Annotated in this window: 16 protein-coding genes; 5 read left to right on the top strand and 11 right to left on the bottom strand. The window is 63.0% G+C overall.

The features are described from left to right. The first annotated feature begins 54 nt into the window (after positions 1 to 54). Entirely contained in the window at positions 55 to 309 is a 255-nt protein-coding gene (locus AWB82_RS00270; RefSeq protein WP_086964664.1) for a CsbD family protein, read from the top strand. A gap of 69 nt (positions 310 to 378) precedes the next feature. Here AWB82_RS00270 and AWB82_RS00265 read toward each other — a convergent pair whose 3' ends face one another. From AWB82_RS00265 to AWB82_RS00245, 5 genes are all read right to left on the bottom strand, one after another. Then, complete coding sequence (locus AWB82_RS00265) at positions 379 to 1,047, bottom strand: hypothetical protein (protein WP_086964662.1); 669 nt, start codon at positions 1,045 to 1,047, stop codon at positions 379 to 381. An 11-nt stretch (positions 1,048 to 1,058) separates the two neighbouring features. Then, positions 1,059 to 1,847: a fumarylacetoacetate hydrolase family protein gene (locus tag AWB82_RS00260; protein ID WP_086964660.1), complete on the bottom strand. Its 789-nt coding sequence runs from the start codon at positions 1,845 to 1,847 to the stop codon at positions 1,059 to 1,061. 64 nt (positions 1,848 to 1,911) lie between these two features. Continuing rightward, complete coding sequence (locus AWB82_RS00255; RefSeq protein ID WP_235023112.1) at positions 1,912 to 4,119, bottom strand: acetate--CoA ligase family protein; 2,208 nt, start codon at positions 4,117 to 4,119, stop codon at positions 1,912 to 1,914. A gap of 81 nt (positions 4,120 to 4,200) precedes the next feature. Next, positions 4,201 to 5,463, bottom strand: a complete 1,263-nt coding sequence (frc, locus tag AWB82_RS00250; RefSeq protein WP_086964658.1) for a formyl-CoA transferase — start codon at positions 5,461 to 5,463, stop codon at positions 4,201 to 4,203. Positions 5,464 to 5,504: 41 nt separating this feature from the next. Then, the gene (locus tag AWB82_RS00245) at positions 5,505 to 7,271 is read right to left on the bottom strand and encodes a thiamine pyrophosphate-binding protein (protein ID WP_086964656.1); all 1,767 of its coding nucleotides are present in this window, start codon (positions 7,269 to 7,271) and stop codon (positions 5,505 to 5,507) included. 365 nt (positions 7,272 to 7,636) lie between these two features. Between AWB82_RS00245 and sucC the strand changes: the two genes are divergently transcribed. Then, a complete protein-coding gene (sucC, locus tag AWB82_RS00240; protein ID WP_086964654.1) occupies positions 7,637 to 8,839 on the top strand; it encodes an ADP-forming succinate--CoA ligase subunit beta in 1,203 nt (400 codons plus the stop codon). Then, a complete protein-coding gene (sucD, locus tag AWB82_RS00235; RefSeq protein ID WP_086964653.1) occupies positions 8,836 to 9,708 on the top strand; it encodes a succinate--CoA ligase subunit alpha in 873 nt (290 codons plus the stop codon). The genes sucC and sucD overlap by 4 nt, the downstream gene beginning before the upstream one ends. A gap of 85 nt (positions 9,709 to 9,793) precedes the next feature. Here the strand turns inward: sucD and AWB82_RS37525 are convergent, their stop codons facing one another. From AWB82_RS37525 to oxlT, 6 genes are all read right to left on the bottom strand, one after another. Further along, entirely contained in the window at positions 9,794 to 9,955 is a 162-nt protein-coding gene (locus AWB82_RS37525) for a hypothetical protein (RefSeq protein WP_159462543.1), read from the bottom strand. An 18-nt stretch (positions 9,956 to 9,973) separates the two neighbouring features. Further along, on the bottom strand, positions 9,974 to 10,717 hold the full coding sequence (locus AWB82_RS00230) for a GntR family transcriptional regulator (protein WP_086964652.1): 744 nt from the start codon (positions 10,715 to 10,717) through the stop codon (positions 9,974 to 9,976). After that, the gene (locus AWB82_RS00225; RefSeq protein WP_086964650.1) at positions 10,707 to 10,928 is read right to left on the bottom strand and encodes a hypothetical protein; all 222 of its coding nucleotides are present in this window, start codon (positions 10,926 to 10,928) and stop codon (positions 10,707 to 10,709) included. The genes AWB82_RS00230 and AWB82_RS00225 overlap by 11 nt, the downstream gene beginning before the upstream one ends. 114 nt (positions 10,929 to 11,042) lie before the next feature. Then, complete coding sequence (locus AWB82_RS00220; RefSeq protein ID WP_086964648.1) at positions 11,043 to 12,056, bottom strand: 2-dehydropantoate 2-reductase; 1,014 nt, start codon at positions 12,054 to 12,056, stop codon at positions 11,043 to 11,045. 157 nt (positions 12,057 to 12,213) lie between these two features. After that, the gene (locus tag AWB82_RS00215; protein WP_235023111.1) at positions 12,214 to 13,128 is read right to left on the bottom strand and encodes a LysR family transcriptional regulator; all 915 of its coding nucleotides are present in this window, start codon (positions 13,126 to 13,128) and stop codon (positions 12,214 to 12,216) included. Between the two features lie 20 nt (positions 13,129 to 13,148). Next, positions 13,149 to 14,495 carry an oxalate/formate MFS antiporter gene (gene oxlT / locus AWB82_RS00210; RefSeq protein ID WP_086964644.1) on the bottom strand — a complete coding sequence of 449 codons (1,347 nt, stop codon included), beginning with the start codon at positions 14,493 to 14,495 and terminating at the stop codon, positions 13,149 to 13,151. Between the two features lie 479 nt (positions 14,496 to 14,974). Between oxlT and AWB82_RS00205 the strand changes: the two genes are divergently transcribed. Beyond that, positions 14,975 to 15,919 (top strand): LysR family transcriptional regulator, encoded by a 945-nt coding sequence (locus AWB82_RS00205; RefSeq protein ID WP_086965137.1) that lies wholly within the window; start codon positions 14,975 to 14,977, stop codon positions 15,917 to 15,919. A gap of 97 nt (positions 15,920 to 16,016) precedes the next feature. Further along, positions 16,017 to 16,355, top strand: a complete 339-nt coding sequence (locus AWB82_RS00200) for a hypothetical protein (protein WP_086964642.1) — start codon at positions 16,017 to 16,019, stop codon at positions 16,353 to 16,355. Positions 16,356 to 16,397: the final 42 nt, after the last annotated feature.

Here is a 16,397-nt window from a genome sequence, read left to right as displayed (position 1 = left end):
AACGTTCCGGCGAATCCGGATTTACCAGATAACGCTCAACGAAAGGGAGGCACCATGGTGCAAGATCAAGTGGAAGGCGTAGCACAGAAGGTCGTCGGCAAGGTGCAGGACGTGGCCGGCGCAATTACGGGCGATGCAGGGACGCAAGCCGAAGGCAAGGTGCGGCAGGCATACGGCAACTTGCAAGAAAGCTACGGGCAGACGGTCGACAACGTGCGTCTCGCAGTCGCGAACCAGCCGCTTCAGGGTGTGCTGATCGCGGCGGCCGTCGGCTTCGTGCTCGGCGCGTTGTGGAACCGCGATCGTTAATGCGCTGCTCGCCACGCGTATGACGAATCGGCAAGAAGCCGGCGCAGGAAACTGCGCCGGCTTCTTTCTTTATGGCGTCTCGCGCACGATGCCCACGAGCGTCGCTGACCGCGCGCAGCCGACGGCGATGAGAACGGCCGCTACGAAGAGCGCGCCATGCGAACCGGCGATCGCCGCCGCGAGCGCGAGTCCGCAAACCGCCGCTGCGCTCATCGCGCACGCGACCGGCGCGACAGCGCTGCCGCCCATCGCGAGCGACAAGTGCGCGCCGATGAGCGCGAGCATCGCAATCACCGAGACCACGGCGGGCGCGCCCGATTGCGCGCCGACCACGTAGGCCAAAGCCGCGCACGCGCCTGCGCAGGCCAGATGCATCGATCGAAGGCTCGTGCTTTCGCGGCTCGCGCGCATGCGGATGACGCAACCCAGCGCCGCGACCGCCCCGCCCGCCAACACCGCGAACGCGCTGTCCGGGCCCGGCAGCATCCACGCGACGAACGCGATCGTGGCGAAGAGCGTCTGCGCCGATGCGCCCGCCGCGCCGCGGTCGAATCGATACCCGATGAATCCCGCGACAACGGCAAGCACGAGCGCGACCGCGCCCGGCCCGCCGATTGCACCGCACGCGGCGGCGGCGACGACCACGCCCGCCTTCCACCACTCGTTCGAAGCGCGCATCGACGGACCCGCCGACAGCGCCGCGAGGACGCAAAGCGCGCCCGCCAGAACACCGGACATGCGTCGCTCCTTCAGGCGTCCAGCACGTTCGACAGCGTGCCGATGCCCGCAATCGACACATCCACGCGCGCGCCGTCCTTGATCGAGCCGACCCCGATCGACGTGCCGCACGCGATCACGTCGCCGGGAACGAGCGTCATATCCTGCGACAGCAGGCTGACCTGTTCGGCGGGCGAAAAGATCATGTCGTCGAGCGGATAATTCTGGCGCTCGACGCCTTCGAGCGTGGTGACGACGCTCGCCGCGCGCCAGTCGAAGCCGTTGCCCGGCGTGACGATCGCGGGGCCGAGGCACGCGAACGTGTCGAAGCCTTTCGAGCGGCACCATTGCGCGAAGTTGGGATCTTCCTGCAGCAGTTCGATCGCGGTGACGTCGTTCACGCACGTATAGCCGAAGATGGCCGCCTCGGCCTCTTCCACCGACGCCCCGCTCACCGTCTTGCCGATCACGATGCCCAACTCGCCCTCATACGCGATCTTGCCGTGATAACTCTTCGGCCGACGGATCGACGCGCCCGGCCCGATCACAGACATCGGCGGCTTGATGAGAAAAAGCGGATGCTGCGGCGGCGCTTTATCGAGCTTCTGCGACAGCGCGTAGTAGTTGTTCCATAGCGCGATAACCTTGCTCGGCTGACACGGCGCGAGCAGCGCGAGATCGTCGACGGCGAAGGAGATATCGGTCGCGCGCGGGCGGTCGAACATCGCGCCTTCATGCTGCACGACGCGGCCCGAGTGCTGATCGAGCGTGCCGAAGCCGATGCTGCCGCCGGCATCGCGGAAACGAATCCAGTGTGTCATGTTTGCCTCCGTTATAAGGAGCGCGGGCATTCGTGGCCCGCGCTCTCGTCCCCTCCTCCTTACATCAGATCAAACCGGCGCCGCGCGCCCACTTGTACTTCGCGCCGAGCACCGCGACCGGCAACTCCGTCGAATAAGCGTAGGACGGCACGCCGTGTTCGTACAAGTATTCGGCGGCTTCCTCGACTTGCACGTCGCCCGCGAGCGACGCCACGATCGGCTTCTCGATGCCGAGCGCCTTCATCTCCTCTTTCACTTCGATGACGAGCTTCGCGAAGACCATCGGCGGCGTGATGATCGTGTGCCAGTAGCCGAGGATGATCGAATGAATGCGATCGTCTTCGAGACCGAGGCGGATCGTGTTCTTGTACGTCGACGGCGGCTCGCCTCCGGTAATGTCGACGGGATTGCCCGCCGCGCCGAACGGCGGGATGAACTTGCGGAACGCGGCGTCGAGATCGTCGGGCATCGTCATCAACGAGAGACCGTTGTCGACGCATGCATCCGACAAAAGCACGCCCGAGCCGCCCGCGCCCGTGATGATGACCGTGTTCTCGCCCTTGGGCGTCGGCAGCTTCGGAATGCCGCGCGCGAATTCGAGCAGATCGCGCAGCGAGCGCGCGCGGATCACGCCGCATTGCTGGAAGACGTCCTCGTAGATCTTGTCGTTGCCCGCGAGCGCGCCCGTGTGCGAACTCGCCGCGCGCGCGCCGAGGCTCGTGCGTCCCGCCTTCAGCACGACGACAGGCTTCTTCTTCGATACGCGCTTCGCAGCTTCGGCGAACGCGCGGCCGTCCTTCAGATCCTCGCAGTGCTGGGCGATGATCTCGGTGTTGTCGTCCTGCTCGAAGAACGTGAGCAGATCGTCTTCATCGATATCGCTCTTGTTGCCGAGGCCCACGATCGCGGAAACGCCCATCTTCGCCGAACGCGAAAACCCGATGATCGCCATGCCGATGCCGCCCGACTGCGACGACAGCGCCGCCTTGCCTTTCACGTCGTAGGGCGTGCAGAACGTCGCGCAGAGGTTCTTCGGCGTGTAGTAGAAGCCGTAGATGTTCGGGCCCATCATGCGGATGTCGTACTGTCGCGCGATCTTGACGATCTCTTCCTGGCCTTCGTGATTGCCCGTTTCCGCGAAGCCTGACGGAATCAGCACCGCGCCCGGAATCTTCTTTTCCCCGACTTCGACGAGCGCCTGAGCCACGAACTTCGCCGGAATCGCGAACACGGCGACGTCGATCACGCCGGGCACGTCCTTCACGCTGCGGTACGCCTTGCGGCCCATGATCTCGTCGGCTTTCGGGTGGATCGGATAGATCGCGCCCTGATAGCCGCCGTTGATGAGGTTCTTCATCACCGAATTGCCGATCTTGCCGTCCTCGTTCGACGCGCCGATCACCGCGACCGCATCCGGCTTCATGATGCGGTTCATCTGCGCGACGATCTGCTCTTGCGTCGGGCGATAACGCGGCGCGGCCGGCTCGAAGTCCATCACGATGCGCACGTCCGCCGCGACCGCGCCGTTCGGGCTCGCGAACACCGGATTCAGGTCCATTTCCGAGATTTGCGGGAAATCGTCGACGAGACGCGACACGCGCTCGATCAGCGTGATCAGCGCTTCGCGATTCACCGGCTGCGCTCCGCGCACGCCGCGCAGCACTTCGGCGGCCTGGATGCCGTCGAGCATCGATGCGGCTTCCTCGCGCGTCACGGGCGCCAGGCGGAACGTCACGTCCTTTAGCACTTCGACGAGCACGCCGCCGAGACCGAACGCGATCAGCTTGCCGAACGACGGATCGGTAACGGCGCCGATGATCACTTCCTGTCCCGCGCCGACCATCTGCTGGACCTGCACGCCAATGAGCGTCGCGTTCGGGTCGTAGTTCTTCGCGTTCGAGATGATCGTGTCGAAGCCCGCGCGGACCTCGGCTTCGTTCTTCACGCCGACGAGCACGCCGCCCGCCTCGGTCTTATGCAGGATTTCGGGCGAAACGATCTTCAGCACCACCGGAAAGCCGATGAACGACGCGAGCTTCGCGGCATCGTCCGCCGACTTCGCTACGCCTTCCTGCGGCACCGCGATACCGTATGCATCGCAGACGAGCTTGCCTTCGGGCGCGGTGAGCGACGCGCGGCCTTCCGCCTTCACGCGGTCGAACACTTCCGCGACGCGGCGTTTCGCGTCGGGCGCATGCAGCGGCACGACCGGCGCCGCTTGCGTGGATGAATTGGCTGCTTCGCTGCGTTCCTGGACAACCGTGCTGTTCATTTGGTGCGTCTCCGATTATTGGGCGTGCAGGGGCCTGCGCCGCCTTCTCTCGAAGGCGGACGTCAGTGCATGGCAAAGTTCTTAGATCGCGCCGAGGCTGCGCAACGTGGCGATCTGGTCGGGCGAGTAGCCGAGTTCGGCCATGACTTCGTCGGTGTGTTCGCCGAGCAGCGGCGAGCGCACGACTTCGGTCGGACTGTCGGACAATTTGATCGGATTGCCGACCGTGAGGTACTTGCCGCGCACCGGATGATCCACTTCGACGACCGTACCGGTTTTGCGCAGCGACGGCTCTTCGGCAATCTCCTTCATCGAGAGAATCGGGCCGCACGGAATGTCGTGCTTGTTGAGGATTTCCATCGCCTGGAACTTGGTCTTCGACATCGTCCAGCGCTCGATCTCCGCGAAGATGTCTTTCAGATGCGGCAGGCGCGCGTTCGGCGTCTTGTAGTCCGGATGGTCGATCCATTCCTCCTTGCCGATCACCTTGCAGATCTCGCCCCACACCGGCGCCTGCGTGATGAAGTAGATGTACGCGTTCGGGTCGGTTTCCCAGCCCTTGCACTTGAGAATCCAGCCCGGCTGGCCGCCGCCCGATGCGTTGCCGGCGCGCGGCACCGCTTCGCCGAACGTGCCGTTCGGGTATTGCGGATACTCCTTCATCACGCCGGTGCGTTCGAGCCGCTGCTGATCGCGCAGCTTCACGCGGCAGAGGTTGAGCACGCCATCCTGCATCGCGGCGAGCACCTTCTGGCCACGTCCGCTCGTGTTGCGCTGATACAGCGCCGCGACGATGCCGAGCGCGAGATGCAAGCCGGTGCCGGAATCACCAATCTGCGCGCCGGTCACTGTCGGCGGACCGTCGTCGAAACCAGTCGTGGACGCCGCGCCGCCCGCGCACTGCGCGACGTTTTCGTAGACCTTGCAGTCTTCATACGGTCCCGGCCCGAAGCCTTTCACCGACGCGACGATCATCCGCGGATTCAGCTCCTGGATGCGCTCCCACGTGAAGCCCATGCGATCGAGCGCGCCCGGCGCGAAGTTCTCGACGAGCACGTCGCACTTCTTCACGAGCGTTTCGAGCACCTTCTTGCCTTCGGGATTCTTGGTGTCGATCGTGATCGAGCGCTTGTTATGGTTGAGCATCGTGAAGTAGAGGCTGTCGGCGTCGGGAATATCGCGCAACTGCTCACGCGTGATGTCGCCCGCGCCCGCGCGCTCAACCTTGATGACGTCGGCGCCGAACCACGCGAGCAACTGCGTGCAGGTCGGCCCCGACTGGACGTGCGTGAAGTCCAGGATACGCACGCCGTCCAGCGCCTTGCCAGAAGTGTTCACCGTCATGGCTTGTCTCCCAATCTCTTACGACGTTTATAGGTTCACGTTTATTTGTACATCGTCTGCGCCATCGTGCCCGGCGCGTAGACCGTCGGATCGACCCAGATGTTGATGACCGCGCTCTTGCCCGTCTTCGCGACCGATTCGCGCGCGCGTTGCAGCGCACCCGCGATCTTCGACGCCTCGCGCACTTCCTCGCCGTAGCCGCCGAGCATTTCGGCGAAGCGGCCATAAGGCACATCCGACAGAAGATTGCCGACGTTGCCGCGCTCTTCGCCATATTTCGCGAGCTGGCCGTAGCGGATCTGGTTCATCGCGGAGTTGTTGCCGATCACCGCGATGTACGGCACGCCGAAGCGATTCGCGGTTTCCATGTCGAAGGAGGTCATGGAGAATGCGCCGTCGCCGTAGTAACAGAGTACTTCCTTCTCGGGATTGGCGAGGCCCGCCGCGATCGCGAAGCCCGTGCCGACGCCGAGCGATCCGAGCGCGCCCGGGTCCATCCACTGGCCGGGGCGGCGCGGGCGCACGGCCTGCGCGGAAATCGTCACGACGTCGCCGCCGTCGCCGATGTAGATCGTGTCATCCGAAAGGAACTGGTTGATCTCGTGCGCGACGCGATACGGATGAATCGGGCTCGCATCGGACGTGAAGAGCGGCATCAGCTTGGCGGTCGCGGTTTCTTCGAGCGCCGCGAGTTCGCGCATCCACGCCTGACGCGCCTGGCGCTTGTCGTTCTTGAGGCGTCCGGTCGAAGCTTGCAGCACCGCGCCGAGAATCGCGCCCGGATCGCCGACGAGACCGAGATCGATATCGCGATTCTTGCCGACCGTACGGTAATCCATGTCGATCTGCACCAGCTTGAGATCGCGGCTGATGCGCTTGCCGTAACCCATGCGGAAATCGAACGGCGTGCCGACGATCACGATCAGATCCGCCTTCGCGAAAGCCTGCGAGCGCGTGCGGTCGAAGTGATGCGGATCGCCCGGCGGCAGCAGGCCGCGACTCGCGCCGTTGAAATAGCCGGGCACATCGAGGCCGCGCAGCAGCGCGATCGCTTCTTCGTGGCCGCGCGCCGTCCACACTTGCTGACCGAAGAGAATTGCCGGGCGCTCGGAATTGACGAGCAGATCGGCGAGTTGTTCGATCGACTGCGGATCGCCGACCGATTTCGTCGACGCGCGATAGCGGCCCGGCTGCGGAATGACCGCGCGGGTCACGTCGATTTCACGGTCGAGCACGTCGCGCGGAATTTCCAGATACGCCGGGCCGGGCGCGCCGTTGAAGGCTTCGCGCGCGGCCATCGAGATCATGTCGGCGACGCGCTCGGTGCTCGGCACGGTTGCGGCGAACTTGGTGATCGGCGCCATCATGTCGACGTGCGGCAGATCCTGCAGCGAACCCATCTTGTGCTGCGTCAACGCGCCCTGCCCGCCAATATGAATGATCGGGCTTTCCGAGCGAAACGCCGTGGCGACGCCCGTCACCGCGTTGGTGCAGCCGGGGCCGGCCGTCGTGACGACGCAGCCGAGCTTGCCTGTCTGACGCGCGTAGCCGTCGGCGGCGTGGGCGGCGACCTGCTCGTGACGCACGTCGATGATGCGAATGCCTTCATCGACGCAGCCGTCGTAAATATCGATGATGTGGCCGCCGCACAGCGTGAAGATCGTATCGACGCCTTCGTTCTTCAAAGCACGAGCGACCAGATGGCCGCCCGAAACGACGCCTGCGCCGCGGGACTTCTGCTTCAGCGTGTCATCGGCGGTGGTGGTGGCTGGAGCGACTTCGGGGCGGCTGCTGACGACTTCGGACATTGTTGTCTCCTCCTCGATGGGGGTTGTGTGTGCGATCCCGGCACGTCGCGCTGCGTGTCGGTTACTGTGATATACAATATTCCACACACAGTATTAGTCAACTGTAGTCCGATCGATGAAAACCCTGTGATGCAGTGCATGAAGCTCGGATTACCTTGTCTGCATTGATTCGGCAAATTCTGATTCCGCGCTGCATCAATCGCTGTACTCCTCGTAAGTTCAGATAAAACCCCCGCTTAACTAGTGAAACGCCTCCGCGCAAAAGTTTTTTGACCGCCGTGAAATCTGATATACAGTATTTCAGCGCGCCATTGACGATGCTTTTCTCGGCTCGCTCATTCCCATCAGAGGACACAGGAGACGCAATGAACATCCACGAATATCAGGCGAAGGCGCTGCTACGAGAGTACGGCGTCGCGGTTCCGGAGGGCCGCGTCGCCTTTTCCGCGCAGGAAGCCGCCGACGCGGCGCGCGCGCTGCCCGGACCCGTCTGGGTCGTGAAGTCGCAGATTCACGCGGGCGGCCGCGGCGCGGGGCGCTTTTCCAACGATCCGGACGGAAAAGGCGGCGTGCGGGTCGTGAAGTCGGTGGACGACGTGCGCGAAAACGCGCAGAAGATGCTCGCGTCGGTGCTCGTGACCAAGCAGACCGGGCCGGCGGGCAAGGAAGTGAAGCGTCTCTACATCGAGGAAGGCTGCGATATCGCGCGCGAGTTGTATCTGGGCATGCTCGTCGATCGCGCCACGTCGCGCATCACGATCATGGCCTCGACGGAAGGCGGCATGGAAATCGAGGAAGTCGCGCATCGCACGCCGGAGAAAATCCTCAAGGTCGCGATCGATCCGGCGACCGGGCTTCAGCCCTTTCACACGCGCCAGATCGCTTTCGGACTCGGTCTGAGCGGCAAGCAGGTCGGCGCGGCATCGAAGTTCATTACCGCGCTGTATCGGGCGTTCGTCGATCTGGATGCGTCGATCGTCGAAGTGAATCCGCTCGTCGTGACCGGCTCGGGCGACGTGATCGCGCTCGACGCCAAGCTCAATTTCGACGACAACGCGCTCTATCGCCATCCCGACATCGAAAAGCTGCGCGACGAGGAAGAGGAAGATCCCGCCGAAATCGAAGCCGCGAAGCACGGCCTGAATTACGTGAAGCTCGACGGCAACATCGGCTGCATGGTGAACGGCGCGGGCCTCGCGATGGCCACGATGGACATCATCAAGCTCTACGGCGGCGAGCCGGCGAACTTTCTCGACGTCGGCGGCGGCGCGACCCAGGAACGCGTCGCGACCGCGTTCAAGCTGATCCTGCGCGATCCAAAAGTGCGCGGCATTCTCGTCAACATCTTCGGCGGCATCATGCGCTGCGACGTGATCGCGCAAGGCGTCGTCGCGGCGGCGCGGGAGGTCGATCTGCGCGTGCCGCTCGTCGTGCGCCTCGCGGGCACGAATGTGGACGCGGGCCGCGAGATTCTGCGCACGTCCGGTCTCACCATCATCCCCGCTGAAAATCTCGCCGATGCCGCCGACAAGATCGTCAGCGCCGTCGCTCAAGGAGTGGCCAAATGAGCGTTCTCATCAATAAAGATACCAAGGTCATCTGCCAGGGCTTCACCGGCGCGCAAGGCACGTTTCATTCGGAGCAGGCTATCGCCTACGGCACGCGCATGGTCGGCGGCGTGACGCCGGGCAAAGGCGGCACGATGCATCTGGACTTGCCCGTGTTCGACACCGTCGCCGACGCGGTCGCGAAAACCGGCGCCGACGCATCCGTGATCTACGTGCCGCCGCCCTTCGCCGCCGATGCGATTCTCGAAGCCATCGATGCGCACGTGCCGTTCATCGTCTGCATCACGGAAGGCATCCCGGTGCTCGACATGCTGCGCGTCAAACGTGCGCTTTCCGGCTCGGCGAGCCGGCTCGTCGGGCCGAACTGTCCGGGCGTCATCACGCCTGGACAATGCAAGATCGGCATTATGCCGGGGCATATTCATCGGCCGGGGAAGATCGGCGTCGTGTCGCGTTCGGGCACGCTGACCTACGAGGCCGTCGCGCAGACGACCGCAGCCGGGCTCGGGCAGACGACGTGCATCGGCATTGGCGGCGATCCGGTGAACGGGACGAACTTCATCGATTGCCTTTCGCTCTTCCTGGAGGACGATGCGACCGAGGGCATCATCATGATCGGCGAGATCGGCGGATCGGCGGAGGAGGAAGCGGCTCAATTCCTCAAGGACGCGAAAACCAGAAAGCCGGTGGTCGGTTTCATCGCCGGAACGACCGCGCCGCCGGGACGCCGCATGGGTCACGCGGGCGCGATCATTTCGGGCGGCTCGGGCACCGCGAGCGCGAAGATCGACGCGATGAAGTCGGCGGGCATCCATGTCGCGGATTCGCCGGCCGCGCTCGGCGAAACGATGATGCGCGCAATGCGCTAGGCGTCGCCGGATGCGACGCGCGCCAACGTGTCGCATCTTTTTTTACAATTCGATTACGAAGGCGGCTTATAATAATGGGTTAGTTTCAACCTCGTTCGACGGAGCCGCCATGATCCGCCTGTTTTACACTGCCGTCGCCGCGCTTATGCTTTCGATGTCGATCGAGCAGGCGCTGGCCATTATTTGAATCTTCCGTAATCGGAACGCAAAAAAGCCGCACGGCAACAACGCCGCGCGGCTTTTTCATTTCAAACTCAAACCGGCATTAGTCCAGAAAGTCGCAATTCGCCTCGACGAACGCCGCCAGATCGAGCGAATGCTGCTTCACGAGCCGCTCGACCAGCTCCGTGTCGCGCTTCTCAAGCGCCTCGATGATCCGCATATGATCGACGATCGAGCGCGACGCGCGGTCGCTCTGCGAAATCGTCATCTTACGAATGGCGCGCACGTGCACGAAAATGTTCTTGATCGTGTCGAAGATGATTTCCGACTTCGCCAGCCGCACGATCGCCGAATGGAAGGCAATATTCGCTTCCGAATACTCGTCGATATGCTCGGCGGGCGTCGAGTCGCGGAAGTTGTCGAACATGTGGCGCAGATGGGCGATTTCCGCATCCGTCGCACGCTGCGTGGCGAGGCGCGCCGCCATGCTCTCCAGCGCCGCCCACATATGGATCATCTCGACGATCTCACGCTTGGTCTTGCGCAAGATATAGACGCCGCGGCGCGGCACGGTGCGCAGAAAACCTTCCTGCTCAAGCAGCGTCATGGCTTCGCGAATGGGCGTTCGCGACACGCCGAGCGCTTCGGTCAATTCTTTCTCATCGAGACGGATTTCTTCCCGCGAGCGATAGATGTCCGCCTCGGCGATCGCCTGCCGCAGCTTCGCGTACGCCTGATCGCGCAGCGAAACCGTGGCGTTGATCGGCTCCAGCGAGAGCGTCAGCCCCGACGGACGGACATCCGGGCGAACTTCCGGCCTATCTACAGATTGAGTATCAGATGGCATTGATGGCTTGATTTCCCAAGTGCGGACGGCCAGCGTCGACACGCTTGCCCGAACCGCCGTTCTGGTCATCCGCCGCGAGACCGGCGAAGCGACCGTGATCCTGTGCGCGCTGCAGCATGCTCTGCGGCACCGCCGACGCAATCATAAACGTAACACCCACACCCACGGCAACCAGCGCGAATCCGACAACAATCAACAGGGCGATGCTCATCTCAGGCTCCGGTTAAATCACTCAAGAGCCCTCAGTATATGTTGCATTGCAACAGCACGCAACATATTTTGCATCTTGTATATCAGAAACAACGCTGGTGCCTTCGTCTGCAGTTTAGGCGGCTTTTTGGGATTTCGGGAGCGGCAATGGCTTCGCCGTGCCCTGGGTTACGCCTTCGCGCAGCTTGATCAATGCGAGAACGGCATCAAGCATGGGCGTCTCGACGTGCACCAGACGGCCGATTTCCTGCACGACGGTCATCAGCGGATCGATTTCCATCGGGCGTCCGGCTTCGCAGTCCATCAGCATCGACGTCTTGTGCGCGCCAACCGCGCCCGCGCCGTTGATGCGCCGCTCCACGTCGACGCGGAAATTCACGCCGATCTTGTCGCCGATGGCCTTGGCCTCCAGCATCATCGCCTTCGAGAGCGCGCGCGTGCCGGGATCGCTCGTGAGCACGTCGAGCGTCGCGCCGGTGAGCGCGCTGATCGGGTTGAAACACAGGTTGCCCCAAAGCTTCAGCCAGATTTCGTCTCGAATGTTGTCGCGCATCGGCGCTTCCATGTCCGCCTTCGCCATCATGTCGTGCAGCGCCTGCAGACGCGGCGTGATCTCGCCGCTCGGCTCGCCGATGGGAAATTTCTTGCCGTAGTGATGCTCGATCACGCCCGGCTCCGCGATCTCCGCTGCCGGCAGCAGCACGCAGCCGATCGCGCGTTCCGGACCGAACACGTCCCACTGGCGGCCGCCCGGATCGACGCTCTGCAACTTCGTGCCCTCAAGCTCGCCGCCGTGCTTGTAGAAGTACCAGTAAGGAAGACCGTTGACGGCCGTGACGATCGCCGTCTCGGGGCCGAGCAGCGGCGGAATCAGATCGACGACGCCGGGAATCGAATGCGCCTTGAGCGCGATGATCACGTAATCCTGCGGGCCAAGCTCGGCCGGGTCGTTCGTGCAGCGCACCTTGACGACGTGTTCCTCACCGTCGATCCGAAGCTTGACGCCGTTCGCCTGCATCGCCGCGAGATGCGGCCCACGCGCGACGAAACTGACGTCCGCACCCGCGCGCGCCAGTTGCGCACCCATATAGCCGCCGATCGCTCCGGCGCCGTACACGCAGATTTTCATGGTTCGTCTCCTGAGGGTTGTAGCTTTCTGTGTCTCTGATATACCAGATACTACATTCCGTGTGCAGCGAGAACAAGACGAATCGCACGCTCGCGGACGAGCGAAAACCCGCATGCGCGCGGCGCGCTGCGGGCTCGACGTGAAAGGAAAGTTGTAGTCAGGCCTCGACGGCCTGACCTGCAATCAGAGTATGCGACGACGATGCGACGATGTGTGACCACACGTTCGCCGCGCTCGCGCGCAGTGCGCGGCTCTTGCGCCGCACGAGCATGATCGTGCGCGAAGTGTCCGGCACGAGCGGGATGATGCGCCCCTGCACGCTGTCGCACGCGGCGCGCGCGTGCATCGGCAGGATGCCGACGCCGAGGCCGGCCTCGGCCATGCGCGCAACCGCGGCCGCTTGCGTGAGCTTCTGGCGGACCGCGCCCGTTACGCCGTGTAGCGCGAGCGCGGCCTCGATGACGCCGACGCTGCCGGTGTCGTCGTCGAGAAGAAGCATCGGCGTGCCGCGCAACTGCTGCCAGTCGATACGCGGCGCCGCGCTCAGACGATGCGACGCGCTGACCACCGCCGCGAGGCCATCGGCGGCTAGAGGCTCCGCGGCGAGTTCGTCGAGATTGTCGGGCGCGATCACGACGCCCAACTCCGCCTCGCCCGAGCGCACGAGTTGCAGCACGGCGTTTTGCGGCCGGTCCATCACGACGACGGTGATATCCGGCAGACGTTCGCGACACGATGCAAGCATCGCGGGCAACACGCTCGCGGTGAGACCGCAACTGCTCGCGAGATTGACGACGCCCGGCTCACCGCCCTCTTGCGCGCGCGGCCGCAAGACCGCTTCCAGTTCCTCGACGAGCGGCGCAATGCGCGCGAGCAGTTTGCGGCCGGTATCGGTGAGCGCGACCTGGCGCGTGGTGCGATCGAAGAGCCGCAGCGCGATTTCGTCTTCGAGTTCTCGAATGCTGCGGCTGACCGCCGATTGCGTGATGCCGAAGTCGTCGCCCGCGCGCGTGAAGCTGCGATGCCGCGCGAGGGTGACGAACAGTCTCAGTTGATGCAGCGATACGCTCAACGATGGCGCGCCGTCTTTCATCACTGCACGGTATTACGCGACGCGTCCCAGCCCGCCTGGAACGACGCGTTGATCGACGAATCGGGAGACGCTTCCGTGTGCGTGTTTTCGATCCAGCGCTTGCGCATCGGCGCCAGGACGAACTTCGCGCACAGTCCCGCCGCGATCGACGTCACGGCCGCCGTGATGAAGACCGCGTTCCACGAGCCGAACGACGCGAGCACCGAGGCGAGCGGCACCAGCATCGACGCCGTGCCTTTCGCCGTGTAGAGCGTGCCCGCGTTGGCGGCGGCGTATTTGCTGCCGAAGGTGTCGGCGCAGGTCGCAGGGAAGATCGAGAAAATCTCGCCCCAGCACAGGAACGTCAGCGCCGCGAACAGCATGAAGAGATACGGATTGTGGCCGAATTCCATCAGCCCGAGCAGCGCGATGCCTTCACCCAGGAAGATGATGAACATCGTGTTTTCGCGGCCGATCTTGTCCGAGATGAAGCCGCACAGCGGCCTCGTGAAGCCGTTGCACAGGTTGTCGATGGACAGCGTCATCGCGAGCAGCGGCAGCGTTACGCCCAAGAGGTTCACCGGCATCTTGGCGAAACCGTATTCCTTCGCGATCGGCCCAAACTGCGCGGTCGCGATCACGCCGCCCGCCGCGACGAACACGAACATCAGATAGAGCACCCAGAAGAGCGGCGAGCGCACCATCTGCCCTGTCGTGTAGTCGATCTTCGTCGATACGATGCGCTTGGCCGGCACGATGCCCTTGGGCGGATTCGGGCGCACCAGCATCAGCGCCAGCGCGAAGATGCATACGCCCTGGAAGATGCCGAAGAACATGAACGCGTGCTCGTAGCCGGAGCTCTGGATCATGTTGGAGATTGGAATCACGGTGACGGCCGCGCCCGCGCCGAAGCCCGCCGCGGTCATGCCCGCTGCAAGACCGCGCTTGTCCGGGAACCACTTGAGCGCCGTGCCGACACAGGTGCCGTACACGCAACCGGCGCCCACGCCCGCGACCACCGCGCCGATGTACAGATGGATGAGACTGGTCGCGTGCGCGTCGATGATCCAGCCGAGCGCCGCGCAGATCGAACCGCCGATGACGACCGGCCGCGGCCCGAACTTGTCCACGAGCCAGCCTTCGACGGGCACGAGCCACGTTTCAGTGACGATGAAAATGGTGAAAGCCGTCTGGATCGCCGCTTGACCCCAATGGTGCTTGGCATCCATTGGAACGACGAAGAGGGTCCATGCGTACTGCAGGTTCGCGACCAGCCCCATGCATAGGATGCCGATCACCAGCTGGAACCATCTGTTTTGGTGACGCCCGTGCGATTGCCCGGACACAACCGTGTCTGCGCTTGCCATGTCTGTCTCCGATATATGTCTTAGCGCTCGTGCGGCGCTTGGTGTGCTGCGGGAACCGGCGCGGTGCGTCGGCGGCGAGCGGTCGGTCAGGGGAAATGCTCGCTCCAGGCGGCGTGGGCGTGAGGCCGCCGGTCGCGGGTATTGCGCATGTCGCGCGTTTTGAAGTGGGCGATCGATTCGCACATCTGGCAAACATCCGCTTCAGGCGATCGAAGAATCATTTTCAAGCGATTCCCAATAAAGTCCGGATGGTTGATGCGGCCTTTGCAGGCTTCATGTGCTGCGAGAGTCGTGCTCGTGATGCTGCGCGGAACGCCGACGATGCTCGGGGTATAGCATGGCCGTTCGTGCCATCCGCGACCGTCCGCCTTACAACTTTTGGGGACGTGAAAGCATCGTGGGGGAGAAAAACGATAAAGGAAAGTTAAAAAAAATTATTGTATAAATTAGCAATCGTTAATGGATGAGGGATTGCTGTGCTGCGCAACGCCACCCTGCGTCAATTGAAGATTTTCGAAACCGTCGCCCGTCGATTGAGCTTTTCTCGCGCCGCCGAGGAGCTCTACCTTACTCAGCCGGCGGTTTCCACGCAGGTGAAGCAACTGGAAGAGCATGCCGGCTTGCCGCTTTTCGAACAGTTGGGCAAGAAAATCTACCTCACGCCAGCCGGAAACGAAATGCTTTACTACAGCCGCGCGATTCTGGAGCAGTTTCGCGAAGCCGACGACGCGATGGCGCGGCTAAAAGGCGTTGCGGGCGGAACGCTCAACGTCGCGGTGATCAGCGCGGGCGATTACTTTTTTCCCCGGCTGCTCGCCGCATTCACGCGGCGCAATACCGACGTGAGGCTCAATCTCGCGGTGCACAATCGAGAGGAACTGCTGCATCAGCTTTCCGACAATCTCACCGACCTCGCGGTGATGGTGCGTCCGCCGCGCGATATGGACACGGTGAATGTCTCTTTCGCACCCCATCCGTACGTGATCGTCGCGCCGCCGGATCATCCGCTCGTCGGACGCAGGAACATGCCGCTCGAAGCGCTGGCCGATGAGCCGTTCATCGTCCGCGAGCGCGGCTCGGACACCTGGAATTCGATGGAGGAAGGATTCGGCGGACGGCTTCCGAACCTGCACGTCGCGATGGAAATCACCAGCACGGAGACGATCAAACAGGCAGTGATCGCCGGCATGGGTTTGAGCTTTCTGTCCGCGCATACGATCAGCATGGAGTTGCAGGTCGGCAAGCTGGCGGTGCTCGATATCGAGGGTTTTCCCGTGATGCTCAACTGGTTCGTCGTGCATCGGAACAATAAACGCCTGCCGCCGGTGGCGCTCGCGTTCAAGAAATTTCTGATCGAAGAAGGCGCGGCGCAGATTGAAGCGATCACCCAGATCGTCGCAAAGACCGGAAAACCGAATTCATAACATTTACTGAATAGATAAGCGAAAAAAGTTTAACTGTCGTATATGGATCAGTTTTCCTATCCTGCATTCATGCCCCACGGCCATACAGGAGACGATCATGATCCATGCAACGTACGACGATGACCGCGAAGTTCAGGCGCAAGTCTGCGCGTTCAACACCGCTTTCGAAGAACTCGACCTGATGTTCCGCTGGGACGCGCAGACGTATCGCGCGCTCGCATCGGCGTATAGCGATTACGGGAAGATCGCGCAGTACATCGGAACCCATTCTCCGCATCTTTTGAAAGCGTATAGCGCGGAGTTTCTCTGCCAGGCGATCGTCGAGCGCAAGAATTCCACCATCGAAGCGTGCCGGCAAAACACGGTTCAGTATGAAGACAGTACGCAGCGGGCGCGGCTTTGGCGGGCGCGCAACGAGGAAACGGCGCGCGTCTGACCTATCTCCGATGCTCAAACGCAAACGGGCGGTCCGGGCAAT

The organism is Caballeronia glebae (genome assembly GCF_001545035.1).
In the GTDB taxonomy this organism is placed as follows: Bacteria; Pseudomonadota; Gammaproteobacteria; order Burkholderiales; family Burkholderiaceae; genus Caballeronia; species Caballeronia glebae.
The sequence above is the reverse complement of the archived record's forward strand: the minus strand, read 5'-3'. Positions and strand labels throughout refer to the sequence as shown.

What these genes read in the sequence shown, in the direction of transcription:
- AWB82_RS00270 (WP_086964664.1), top strand. Translation starts at nt 55, where the DNA reads ATGGTGCAAGATCAAGTGGAAGGCGTAGCACAGAAGGTCGTCGGCAAG.
- AWB82_RS00265 (WP_086964662.1), bottom strand. Translation starts at nt 1,047, where the DNA reads ATGTCCGGTGTTCTGGCGGGCGCGCTTTGCGTCCTCGCGGCGCTGTCG.
- AWB82_RS00260 (WP_086964660.1), bottom strand. Translation starts at nt 1,847, where the DNA reads ATGACACACTGGATTCGTTTCCGCGATGCCGGCGGCAGCATCGGCTTC.
- AWB82_RS00255 (WP_235023112.1), bottom strand. Translation starts at nt 4,119, where the DNA reads ATGAACAGCACGGTTGTCCAGGAACGCAGCGAAGCAGCCAATTCATCC.
- frc (WP_086964658.1), bottom strand. Translation starts at nt 5,463, where the DNA reads ATGACGGTGAACACTTCTGGCAAGGCGCTGGACGGCGTGCGTATCCTG.
- AWB82_RS00245 (WP_086964656.1), bottom strand. Translation starts at nt 7,271, where the DNA reads ATGTCCGAAGTCGTCAGCAGCCGCCCCGAAGTCGCTCCAGCCACCACC.
- sucC (WP_086964654.1), top strand. Translation starts at nt 7,637, where the DNA reads ATGAACATCCACGAATATCAGGCGAAGGCGCTGCTACGAGAGTACGGC.
- sucD (WP_086964653.1), top strand. Translation starts at nt 8,836, where the DNA reads ATGAGCGTTCTCATCAATAAAGATACCAAGGTCATCTGCCAGGGCTTC.
- AWB82_RS37525 (WP_159462543.1), bottom strand. Translation starts at nt 9,955, where the DNA reads ATGAAAAAGCCGCGCGGCGTTGTTGCCGTGCGGCTTTTTTGCGTTCCG.
- AWB82_RS00230 (WP_086964652.1), bottom strand. Translation starts at nt 10,717, where the DNA reads ATGCCATCTGATACTCAATCTGTAGATAGGCCGGAAGTTCGCCCGGAT.
- AWB82_RS00225 (WP_086964650.1), bottom strand. Translation starts at nt 10,928, where the DNA reads ATGAGCATCGCCCTGTTGATTGTTGTCGGATTCGCGCTGGTTGCCGTG.
- AWB82_RS00220 (WP_086964648.1), bottom strand. Translation starts at nt 12,056, where the DNA reads ATGAAAATCTGCGTGTACGGCGCCGGAGCGATCGGCGGCTATATGGGT.
- oxlT (WP_086964644.1), bottom strand. Translation starts at nt 14,495, where the DNA reads ATGGCAAGCGCAGACACGGTTGTGTCCGGGCAATCGCACGGGCGTCAC.
- AWB82_RS00200 (WP_086964642.1), top strand. Translation starts at nt 16,017, where the DNA reads ATGATCCATGCAACGTACGACGATGACCGCGAAGTTCAGGCGCAAGTC.